Origin of the sequence: Phenylobacterium sp. (genome assembly GCF_041920015.1) — a bacterium.
Lineage (GTDB): Bacteria > Pseudomonadota > Alphaproteobacteria > Caulobacterales > Caulobacteraceae > Phenylobacterium.
The window spans coordinates 1-11232 of record NZ_JAYRST010000093.1 but is presented as its reverse complement, the minus strand read 5'-3'; the positions used below and the strand labels follow the sequence as shown (position 1 = coordinate 11232).

Annotated in this window: 9 protein-coding genes; 5 read left to right on the top strand and 4 right to left on the bottom strand. The window is 68.3% G+C overall.

The genetic code is table 11. The annotated features are described in order from the left end of the window. The 3 genes from ACE3TL_RS14950 to aceB form a co-directional block, all read left to right on the top strand. The coding region (locus tag ACE3TL_RS14950) for an isocitrate lyase (protein WP_374579470.1) at positions 1–700 on the top strand (700 nt) is incomplete at its 5' end. A 100-nt stretch (positions 701–800) separates the two neighbouring features. Further along, positions 801–1007 (top strand): DUF4170 domain-containing protein, encoded by a 207-nt coding sequence (locus ACE3TL_RS14945; RefSeq protein ID WP_374532914.1) that lies wholly within the window; start codon positions 801–803, stop codon positions 1005–1007. Between the two features lie 106 nt (positions 1008–1113). Further along, positions 1114–2709 (top strand): malate synthase A, encoded by a 1596-nt coding sequence (gene aceB, locus ACE3TL_RS14940; protein WP_374579469.1) that lies wholly within the window; start codon positions 1114–1116, stop codon positions 2707–2709. A 267-nt stretch (positions 2710–2976) separates the two neighbouring features. Here the strand turns inward: aceB and ACE3TL_RS14935 are convergent, their stop codons facing one another. From ACE3TL_RS14935 to ACE3TL_RS14920, 4 genes are all read right to left on the bottom strand, one after another. Further along, the gene (locus ACE3TL_RS14935; RefSeq protein WP_374579468.1) at positions 2977–3342 is read right to left on the bottom strand and encodes a YdbL family protein; all 366 of its coding nucleotides are present in this window, start codon (positions 3340–3342) and stop codon (positions 2977–2979) included. 10 nt (positions 3343–3352) lie between these two features. Beyond that, on the bottom strand, positions 3353–3535 hold the full coding sequence (locus ACE3TL_RS14930) for a YnbE family lipoprotein (RefSeq protein ID WP_374532911.1): 183 nt from the start codon (positions 3533–3535) through the stop codon (positions 3353–3355). A gap of 35 nt (positions 3536–3570) precedes the next feature. Beyond that, complete coding sequence (locus tag ACE3TL_RS14925; protein WP_374579467.1) at positions 3571–6618, bottom strand: YdbH domain-containing protein; 3048 nt, start codon at positions 6616–6618, stop codon at positions 3571–3573. A 72-nt stretch (positions 6619–6690) separates the two neighbouring features. Further along, positions 6691–7470 (bottom strand): SDR family oxidoreductase, encoded by a 780-nt coding sequence (locus tag ACE3TL_RS14920; protein ID WP_374579466.1) that lies wholly within the window; start codon positions 7468–7470, stop codon positions 6691–6693. A 196-nt stretch (positions 7471–7666) separates the two neighbouring features. Between ACE3TL_RS14920 and ACE3TL_RS14915 the strand changes: the two genes are divergently transcribed. Continuing rightward, a complete protein-coding gene (locus tag ACE3TL_RS14915) occupies positions 7667–9748 on the top strand; it encodes a 3-hydroxyacyl-CoA dehydrogenase NAD-binding domain-containing protein (RefSeq protein ID WP_374579465.1) in 2082 nt (693 codons plus the stop codon). A gap of 81 nt (positions 9749–9829) precedes the next feature. Beyond that, complete coding sequence (locus ACE3TL_RS14910; protein ID WP_374579464.1) at positions 9830–11032, top strand: acetyl-CoA C-acyltransferase; 1203 nt, start codon at positions 9830–9832, stop codon at positions 11030–11032. The last annotated feature ends 200 nt before the right edge of the window (positions 11033–11232 follow it).

The window sequence follows — 11232 nt, the reverse complement described above, 5'->3', positions numbered from 1 at the left end:
CGGCATCGGCGACGTCATCATCACCCGCATAGGCAAGCTGCTGCGTCCGAAGCGCCTGCCCTCGAACCTCTTCCAGTTCCGCGAAGGCACCGGTGCGGACCGCTGCGTCCTCGACTCGATCACCTCGCTGCAAAACGGCGCCGACCTGCTGTGGATCGAAACCGAAAAGCCGCACGTCGAGCAGATCGCTTCGATGATGGACCGCATTCGCGAGGTCATCCCGAACGCCAAGCTGGTCTACAACAACAGCCCGTCCTTCAACTGGACGCTGAACTTCCGTCAGCAGATCTACGACGCCTACAAGGCGGCCGGTAAGGACGTCTCGGCCTACGACCGCGAGAAGCTGATGAGCGTCGACTACGACGGCACCGAACTGGCCGCCGAAGCCGACGAGAAGATCCGCACCTTCCAGGCGGACGGCGCCAAGCGGGCCGGCATCTTCCACCACCTGATCACCCTGCCGACCTATCACACCGCGGCCCTGTCGACCGACAACCTGGCCAAGGAATACTTCGGCGAGGCCGGCATGCTCGGCTACGTCCTGGGCGTCCAGCGCCAGGAAATCCGCCAAGGCATCGCCTGCGTGAAGCACCAGAACATGTCGGGTTCCGACATCGGTGACGATCACAAGGAGTACTTCGCCGGTGAAGCGGCCCTGAAGGCCGGCGGCGTCCACAACACGATGAACCAGTTCGCGTAAGCGATCTGATCGTCAGCTTAGGCCGGCCGGGCGTTCGGGAAGCTTTCCGAAGGTCCGGCCGGAAACTCGGTTCCGGCGCAAGCCGGGGGAGCAGAGGACCATGACCAAGGAACGGTATTGGGTTGTCGGCGGCGAATATAGCTGCATGGCCTTCAAGGCCCTGAAGAACGGCGCCCCGCACGTAATCGGCCCGTTCGAGGATCGCGACGAAGCCAAGGAAGCGTGGAAACGCGTCTCGCAGGAGACCCGCAGCAACGCCGCCGTCCGCTATTCGATCGCCTCCGAGCAGTTCGTACTGCCCGCCTAAGGTCAGGGCTTCCAGCGCCCGGATGTCTCTCCTCGAGCCCGCCCCGGCTTACGGGCAAGGGCGGGCTCGCTTTTTTCGTCCCCGAGTAATTCAAGGAATTTTCAGCATGACCGTCGACGTCGCCCCCCGCCCTGTCGAGATCAAAGGCGCTGTGGAAGGTCGTGCCGCCGAGGTGCTGACTCCCGAGGCGCTGGCGTTCCTCGCCGAGCTCCACACCCGTTTCAACGACCGCCGCCTCGAACTGCTGGCCGCGCGCGCCGAACGCCAGAAGCGCTTCGACGCCGGCGAGAAGCCCGACTTCCTCGAAAGCACCAAGGCCGTCCGCGACGGCGACTGGAAGGTCGCTCCGATCCCGGCCGACCTGCAGGACCGCCGCGTCGAGATCACCGGCCCGGTCGATCGCAAGATGATCATCAACGCGCTGAACTCCGGCGCGCGGGTGTTCATGGCCGACTTCGAGGACGCCTCCTCGCCGACCTGGCAGAACATGGTCGAAGGCCAGATCAACCTGAAGGACCGCTGGTCCGGCCAGATCGGCTTCACCGACGCCGGCAACGGCAAGACCTACGCCCTGAAGGACAAGGTCGCGACCCTGATGGTGCGCCCGCGCGGCTGGCACCTGCCCGAAGCCCACGCCCTGGTGAACGGCCAGGAGATGAGCGGCGGCCTGTTCGACTTCGGCCTCTATTTCTTCCACAACGCCAAGGCCCAGATCGCCGCCGGCGCCACGCCCGCCTTCTATCTGCCGAAGATGGAAAGCCATCTGGAGGCGCGGCTCTGGAACGACGTCTTCGTCTATGCCCAGCAGGCGCTGGGCGTGCCGAACGGCACGATCAAGGTCACGGTGCTGATCGAGACCCTGCCCGCCGCCTTCGAGATGGACGAGATCCTCTACGAACTGCGCGACCACATGGCGGGCCTCAACTGCGGCCGCTGGGACTACATCTTCTCGTACATCAAGCGCCTGGGCCGCCAGCCCGACGCCCTGACGCCGGACCGCGCGGTCATGGGCATGGGCTCGGACTTCCTGGCCGCCTATTCGCTGAAGCTGATCCAGACCTGCCACCGCCGGGGCGCCTTCGCCATGGGCGGCATGGCCGCCCAGATCCCGGTGAAGGGCGACGACGCGGCCAACCAGGCGGCCTTCGCCAAGGTCCGCGCCGACAAGGAACGCGAGGCCGGCAACGGCCATGACGGCACCTGGGTCGCCCACCCGGACCTGGTGCCGGTGGCCATGGAAGTGTTCGACCGCCTGATGCCGACCCCGAACCAGCTCGGCAAGCTGCGCGAGGACGTCAACGTCACCCGCGAAGACCTGCTGAAGGTCCATGCCGGCGTGCGCACCGAGCACGGCCTGCGCGAGAACATCCGCGTCGGCGTCCAGTACATCGAGGCCTGGCTGCGCGGCCGTGGCGCGGTGCCGCTCTACAACCTGATGGAAGACGCCGCGACCGCCGAGATCAGCCGCGCCCAGATCTGGCAGTGGATCAAGCAGGCCGCCAAGCTGGACGACGGCCGCACGGTCGACGAAGCCCTGTTCCTCAAGCTGCTCGACGAGGAGATGGAGGGCCTGCGCCAGGTGCTGCCGGCTGCGGCCTTCGAGACCGGCCGCTTCGCCGAGGCCGTGGCGATCTTCAAGGACATGAGCCTGTCCGAGGCCTGCGAGGAGTTCCTGACCCTCCCGGCCTACCGGGCGCTGTAATCCGCGAGAGCGGATGGGGTGACGGGCGGGGAAGCTTGGAATTCGGTCGCTTCCCCGCCCCGATCACGCAATGAAAGGGGCGTCCCGCGGGACGCCCTTTTTGCTTTGTCGCTTCCATTTGATCTCCGGCCGGGGAGGACTGTCGCATATGGATTTTTGAGCGAGCTTCCTTCTCCCGCAAGGGGAGAAGGGACCGCGACATCTTCGCCATAAGCGACCACCGCCCCGCTGGAGAGATGGCTTGGCGCGGAACGCGCGCCTTAGCGACTACTTCTTCACCCAGGCGCCGCCGGCGTCCTGGTAGAATTCGCCCGCCTTCAGCTTGCCCTGGACCACGGTGCGATAGGCCGAGGCCCCGGCGGCGGCCGGGCTGACGCCGTTCTTGGCCGCGGCCTGATTGTAGAGCTCGCGGCGGCCGGCGTTGATCTCGGCCACGGCGGCGCGGACGTCGGCGCTGGCCGCTCCGGCGTTCACGAAGCCCAGGAAGCCGTCGGCCTGCTCGCCCACCACGCCCTGCGCCTTGGCGGCGTCGACGGCGGCCTTGGCGGAGGCGGGATCGGCATAGGCGGCGCCGGCGAAGGTGATGCTGGCGACCACGGCGGCGACAGGCGCCATCAGTTTGTGGAAAGTCATGCTCATCCCCTTAGAACAGGTTCGGGTTCTGCGTGATCAGCGCCTTGACGTCGTCGTCCAGGCGCAGCCGGACATCGGCGTCCAGCTTGGCGTAGATGGTGATCGGGGCGACCTCCACGCGCACGGTCGGCGTGCAGGCCCCGGTCAGGGCCGCTCCGGCCAGGACCGCCGCGAGCGGCAGGGTTCTCTTCATGACGTCGTCTCCAGTCTCGTGGGCAGATTAGGCGGTCACGGCTGAACGGCTTGTGAACCGCGAAGCGCCTGGTATTCGGCGAAGTCCTTCAGGATCTGATCCAGATTGATGGAGGTGTCGAGCGTCAGGTCGACCTTGGTTCCCGACGGCAACGGCAGGCTCTTGTCCATGAAGCTCTGGCGAAGCAGCTCCATGATCGTCAGTCGGATTTCCTGTTTCTTCGGCGGCGTGTGCTCGCCCTTCAAGTGCATCAGCACGCCCAGGCGGCCGTTGTCCTGGCTGTCGACCTGGGCGTCCAGGGTGTCGAACGCCAGGTGCTCCATCGCCTGATAGGCGAATTCGGTGATCGCATTGGTGGCTTCGGGCGCCGCCTCCTCGGGAACGGGAACCGGAGCGCTGACCCCGCCGCCCTCGGCGCCGACCGTGGTGAAGGCCTCGCGCAGGATCGACAGCCGGCCCGGCTCGATGGCCCGCAACACCCCGCCCGACACCCGCACGCCCTGGGGCGTCACCTCGAACGGCGCCCGGCCGGTCAGCCGCGCCTCCAGGTCCACCCGGTCGCCGAACGGCGAGGCCTCGACCAGGTCCTTGACCTGCACCGCCTCGATATTGATCGCCCCCTTCCAGGGCTCGCCCGGCTTGAACGGCAGGGTGAAGGGATCGAAGACCAGCTTGCCGTCGCCCATGGCCAGTTGCGCCCCTTCGACCACCACGGCGTCGCTCTCCAGTCCGAAGCTCACCTGGACGTCGGTGAGCGGCACGAGGGTGTCGATCTTCTCGGCCTTCAGGAACTGGCCGGGCGCGGCCTCCAGCGGCAGGAGGCTCGCAAACTGCGCCTGCCCGGACAGTCCAGTCACCGGCCCCATCGGGCTGACGAAGTCCAGCCGTTCGACCAGCAGGGTCCCGCGACTGGTCGGCGCGCCCTCGCCCCAATCCATCTGGCCGACGAACCGCGCGCGCCCCTCGGCCGGCGAGGCCAGCACAGCGGCCATCGGCGACAGCCCCGCCGGCTGCAACCCGCCGGGCGCGAAGGTCAGCATGCCGGTGTCGAACCTCACGCCCCCACGCCCGTCGCGGCCCTGGGCCAGGGTTCCCTCGGCCAGCCGCCGGCGGGCGAGATCGCTGAGCGCAAAGCCGCCGGTCCAGGCGCCGCCCTTGGCCTGCACCGCGCCGGAGGCCAGCACCGGACGGAAGCGCATCTCGGCCGCGGTGTCGGCGACCTTCGCCCTCGCCAACGTCACCTGCCCGTCGATCCGCTCCCCGGCGCCCGAGAGGTCGACCGTTCCCGCGCCCTCGGCGATCCGCAACTCGGTCGCGGGCAGTTCTGCGGAAAGGTCCTTCGCCAAGCCCCGGACATGCCAGCGCCCGCCGGCCAGGCTCAGCAGCGGGCCGCCGGTCGGGCATACCGAGCCGTCCACCTTCGCAAGGTCGTTGTCGCCCAGCTCCACGTGCTCTGCGCCGACGGCGATGCAGCGGCTGGCGGCGAAGGTGGTTGTCCCGCCCGCCACGCGCAGCTCGCCCGCCGCGTCGAGGCTCGCGCCCGAGACCGGCGCGAAACCGCCCTTGGCCTTGAGCGCCAGCTCCGCCGCCAGGCCGCCTGCGCCGAAACTGTAGCGCGCCACGTCCAGGTCGACCTCCGGCAGCCCCCCGCCCTTGACCGTCAGGCCGAACCCGCCGCGCCCATTGGCGTAGACCGGCGCCCCGGATCGGTAGAACAGCGCCTCGCCGCCGCTGTCAGTGCGCAGCCGCACCGGCGTTCCCAGGCTGATCGAGAGATCGTCGCGCGTGGCGTTCACCGCCACCGAATTGGCGGTGAGCTGGAAGCCGGCCAGGGCGCGCTTCAACGCCGCGGTCTCGGCCAGGTCGCCGGCCCGCGCCGGCCCCAGGCCCGACCAGGCCCCGCGCGACTGGATCGCCCCGCGCAGGGCGACATCCAGCCGCTCCGGATCGAAGGCGATCAGCCCGTCCAGGTCCCCGTGAGGCGCGCTCAGCGTCAGGTCGCCGTTCAGGACGCGGTCGGCGGCGAAGCGCGCGCTGATCTCGGCCGACACCACATCGCCGGCCGACCGCGTCCAGCGGATATCGCCCAGCGAGGCGTCGCCGCCCAGCCGATCCACCTGCGTCCCGGCCAGCTTCCCGCCGGCGACCGCCGCCTTGAGCGTCCCGTCGCCCTGCAGCGCCAGGGTGCGCGCCCACCCGCTGACCGCGCCGGTGAAATCACCGGTCAGCCGTACGCCCTGCAGACTATCGGCGCCCAGCCGCGCCTCCTCGCCCGACAATTCGGCGCGGGCGAACAGCCGCCCGTCGCCGCGTTGGCGACGCATGTCCGGATAGGGACCTTGCAGCGAGAGGTTCAACCGCGCCGCCTTGACCGAGCCTCCCTGGAAACGGGCCGTATTGACCGGCGCGACCAGCACCAGGTCGACCCGCGGCCCGGTCGTCGCCAGCCGCAGCGTCGTCTGGCCAAGGTCGGCGTCCAGCCCCGCTCCCTTCAGCCGCGCGGGGTCGAGCCGCGCGTCGAGGGCCATCAGCTTGCCGTCCTCCATGCGGCCGTCGGCATAGGCCTTCAGCGCGCCGTAGTCGGTGGTCAGGGACAACACCCCGCGATGAATCTCGATCCGCGGCTGGCGCGCGTCCGGCCGGGGCGGCTGGCGCGTGAACGCCTCAATCACCCGGTCCAGCGACCCCAGGCTGAACTTTCCGTCCCGGAAGCGTCCCTTCAGCACCGGCCGATAGAGCTTGATCGAGGCGACCTCGACGCCCAGCGGCCGTCCGGCCCACGGCCCGGTGAAACCGTAGCGCACCTCCACCCGCTCGACGCTGGCGTCCGGATCGCCCGCCGGCCCGGCCCGCACCCGCGCGATGAAGCCGCCATAGTCGAACTGGCGAAACTCCACCTGCGCCGGCACGCCGCGCGCATCCAGCCAGCCGACCAGCAGTTCGCGCGCGATGACCCGCCGCGCCATGTACACGCCGGCGCCGGCCGCCATCGTCACCACGATCACCACGGCCACGGCGGTATGGGCGCGCCGCCAGCGACGGCGGGCGGCGCGGTTCGGCGGTTTGGGGTCGGACTCGGTCAAACGCGGCGCCTGCTGCTCTTGGAGCAGGTCATAACGCAAAACCGCCGAAAGCGTGGCCGTCCGATGTGAAGTTTAGAGCCCGCCGATGCTGGCCAGCGCCACGCCGCCGTCGACCGCGATGGTCTCGCCCACCACATAGTCCCCGGCCCGGCTGGCCAGGTAGATCGCCGCGGCGGCCATGTCCTCGTCGCGGCCGATGCGGCGCGAGGGGATGTGCCTGGCGATCGCCTCGCCCTGGTCACGGGCCACGCGGTTCATCTCCGAGGCGAAGGCGCCGGGCGCGATGCCGGTGACGTTGATCGCATCCTTGATCAGTTCGGCGGCGACCCGGCGGGTCAGGTAGATCAGCCCGGCCTTCGATGCGTGATAGGAATAGGTCTCCTGCGGATTGAGCCGGATGCCGTCGATCGAGCAGATATTGATGACCTTGGCCGGCTGGTCGCGGCTGGCGGCGGCCTTCAGCGCGCCATGCAGCGCCTGGGTCAGGAAGAACGGCGACTTGAGGTTCAGGTTCAGCACCTTGTCCCAGCCGCTCTCGGGGAACTCGTCGAACGGCGCGCCCCAGGCGGCGCCGGCGTTGTTGACCAGGATGTCCAGCTTCGGCTCGGCTTCGGTCAGGCGCTGCGCCAGCGCCTGGCAACCCTCTACCGTCGAGACGTCCTGCGGCATGGAGAGGCAGCGCTCTCCCAGCTCGGCCGCCGTCTCGTCGCACGCCGCCGGCTTGCGCGAGGAGATGTAGACGCGCGCGGCCCCTGCATCGAGGAAGCCCTTGGCGATCATCTTGCCGATGCCGCGGGAACCGCCGGTGACCAGGGCCACGCGCCCCTCCAGCGAGAACAGTCCCTGAGCCATGCCTTGCTTCCTTGCCTGCTGAGTCCCGAGCCGATCGGCCGATCCGATCCGAGCGCTTATGAGCCGGCGCCGCAGGCTCGAAAACCCTACGGATTTTTGACTCGCGCCCGCTTGCCGGGGCCTATAAACAACCGTTTGAATCCAAGGACGGTCAAGCTCACGAGCCGTCTTTTCCAAACAGTCGAGGATGCGCCCCATGGCCGAAATCAATTCGGTGACCGACCTTTCGCTCGACGGCGACGTCGCGGTCATCACGCTCAATTCGCCGCCGGTCAACGCCCTGTCGGCCAAGGTCCGCGAAGGCCTGTACGAAGCCTTCAAGGCGGCCAACGCCAACGACGCGGCCAAGGCCATCGTGCTGATCTGCGAGGGTCGCACCTTCATCGCCGGCGCCGACATCACCGAGTTCGGCGGCGCCATGGCCGGCCCCGGCCTGCCCGAGGTCCAGGCTCAGATCGAGGATTCGCCCAAGCCGGTGGTCGCCGCGATCCACGGCACCGCCCTGGGCGGCGGCCTCGAGGTCGCCCTCTGCGCCCATTACCGGGTCGCCGTTCCGTCGGCCAGGCTCGGCCTGCCGGAAGTGGCGCTTGGCCTGCTGCCGGGCGCCGGCGGCACCCAGCGCCTGCCTCGCGTGGTCGGCCCCGAACGCGCGCTGGAGATGATGACCAGCGGCCGTCACGTGCCCGCCAAGGAAGCCCTGGCCGGCGGCCTGGTCGATGAACTGGTCGAGGAAGGCAAGCTGAAGGACGGCGCGATCGCCTTCGCCCGCAAGGTGGCCGCCGAGGGCCGTCCGCTGCGCAAGATCCGCGACCAGAACGAGAAGGTCGAGGCGGCCCGCGGCAAGCCCGAGATCTTCGCCGATTTCCGCAAGGCCAACGCCCGCAAGTTCCGCGGCTTCCTGGCCCCCGAATACAACATCCGCTGCATCGAGGCGGCGGTGAACCAGCCGTTCGAGGAAGGCCTGGCCACCGAACGCAAGCTGTTCCTCGAACTGATGAGCGGCTCCCAGTCGGCGGCCCAGCGCTACTCGTTCTTCGCCGAACGCACCGCCCAGAAGATTCCGGACGTGCCGGACGACACCGCCCTGATCCCGGTCAAGAAGGTCGGCATCATCGGCGCCGGCACCATGGGCGGCGGCATCGCCATGAACTTCGCCAACGCCGGCATCCCGGTGGTGATCGTCGAGGTGAAGCAGGACGCCCTGGACCGCGGCCTGGCCACCATCCGCAAGAACTACGAGCGCACCGCCTCGCGCGGCGGCATCACCGCCGAGCAGGTCGAGCAGCGCTGCGCCCTGATCTCCGGCTCGCTGTCGATGGAAGACAGCTTCAAGGACGTCGATCTGGTGATCGAGGCCGTCTTCGAGCGGATGGACATCAAGAAGGACATCTTCACCAAGCTCGACGCCATCTGCAAACCCGGCGCGATCCTGGCCACCAACACCTCGGGCCTGGACATCGACGAGATCGCCTCGGTGACCAAGCGTCCGGAAAGCGTCATCGGCCTGCACTTCTTCTCGCCGGCCAACGTAATGAAGCTGCTGGAGATCGTCCGCGCCGATCACACCTCCAAGGAGGTGATCGCCACCTCGATGAAGCTGGCCAAGCAGATCGGCAAGGTCGCCGTGCTGGTCGGCGTCTGCCCCGGCTTCGTCGGCAACCGCATCCTCGGCGCGCGCCAGCGTGAAGCTCAGAAGCTGGTGCTGGAGGGCGCCATGCCCTGGGACGTCGACCGCGTGCTCTACGACTTCGGCTTCCCGATGGGGCCCTTCGCCATGAGCGACCTGGCCGGCCTCGACATCGGCTGGGTCAAGGAGAAGTCCAAGGGCGAGAGCATCCGCGACGTGCTCTGCGAAATGGACCGCCGCGGCCAGAAGACCGGCGCCGGCTACTACGACTACGACGAGAACCGCGCCGCCAAGCCCTCGCCGGTCACCGAGAAGATCATCAACGACTTCATCGTCAAGTCGGGCGCCAACCCGCGCAAGATCAGCGACGACGAGATCCTCGAGCGCTGCATCTATCCGATGATCAACGAGGGCGCGAAGATCCTCGAAGAGGGCAAGGCCATCCGCGCCTCCGACATCGATGTGGTCTGGCAGAACGGCTACGGCTGGCCGGTCTATCGCGGCGGCCCGATGTGGTACGGCGATCAGGTCGGCCCGGCCAAGGTGCTGGCCAAGATGAAGGAATTCCAGGCCACCATGGGCGACCAGTTCAAGCCGGCCGCGCTCCTGGAAAAGCTCGTCGCCGAAAACAAGAAGTTCTCCGACCTCTAAGGCGACCACCCGCCAAGACAGTCCCCGGCGCCCGACCGCGCCGGGGACCGACGAAATCTCCCAACTCCTAGGAAGCTCTCCATGCGTGAAGCCGTCATCGTCTCCACCGCCCGCACGCCGATCGGCAAGGCCTATCGCGGCGCCTTCAACAACACCTCGGCCGCCGAGTTGGGCGGCCACGCCATCAAGGCCGCGGTCGAGCGCGCCGGCATCGATCCGGCCACCATCGACGACGTGGTGATGGGCGCGGCCCTGCAGCAGGGTTCGTCCGGCGCCAATGTCGCCCGCCGCGCGGCCCTGCGCGCCGGCCTGCCGAACACCGTCGCCGGCATGACCCTCGACCGCCAGTGCTCCTCGGGCCTGATGGGCATCGCCACGGCCGCCAAGTACATCATCAACGACGGCGCCCAGGTGGCGGTCGGCGGCGGCCTGGAAAGCATCAGCCTCGTCCAGAACGACAAGATGAACCGCTTCCGCACCTCCGATAAGTGGCTCGACCAGCACGTGCCGGAAATCCACGTCTCGATGATCGAGACCGCCGAGATCGTGGCCGAGCGCTACGGCGTCAGCCGCGAGGTCCAGGACGAATACGCCTTCCAATCCCAGCAGCGCACCGCCGCGGCCCAGGCCGCCGGCGTGTTCAACGCCGAGATCGCGCCGCTGACCTCGATCATGATGGTGCAGAACAAGGAGACCGGCGAGTTCTCCGAGAAGGAAGTCACCCTGACCCAGGACGAGGGCAACCGGCCCCAGACCACCCTGGCCGACCTCCAGAAGCTCGCCCCGGTCTTCAAGGGCGGCCAGTTCGTCAAGGAAGGCAAGTACGTCACCGCCGGCAACGCCAGCCAGCTCTCGGACGGCGCGGCCGCCGTGGTGCTGATGGAAGCCAAGGAAGCCGCACGCCTGGGCCTGGAGCCGCTGGGCGCCTATCGCGGCATGGCCGTGGCCGGCTGCGGCCCGGAAGAAATGGGCATCGGCCCGGTCTTCGCGATTCCGAAGCTGCTGGAGCGCAACGGCCTGAAGATCGACGACATCGACATGTGGGAACTGAACGAGGCCTTCGCCTCTCAGTGCCTCTACTGCCGTGACAAGCTCGGCATCGACCCGGCCAAGTACAACATCTCCGGCGGCGCCATCTCCATCGGCCACCCCTACGGCATGACCGGCGCCCGCGCGACCGGCCACATCCTGCACGAGGGCAAGCGCCGCGGTTACAAGTACGGCGTCGTCACCATGTGCGTCGGCGGCGGCATGGGCGCGGCCGGCCTCTTCGAAATCTTCTAAGAGGAGCGCTGAAATCGCTTAGGCGATTTTCGGTGGACGTCACGGCATCTTCGAAATCTTCCAAGAGGACGAAGAGCCGGAATTCGAGAAGGGCCGCCCGCGGGCGGCCCTTTTTCGTGGAGCTAGGCCAGGGTTGCGCGAGGGTGCGTTCGGGGTCCCCCGATGGCCGCGCCAGGCCCCACCCAACAAGATCCATAATT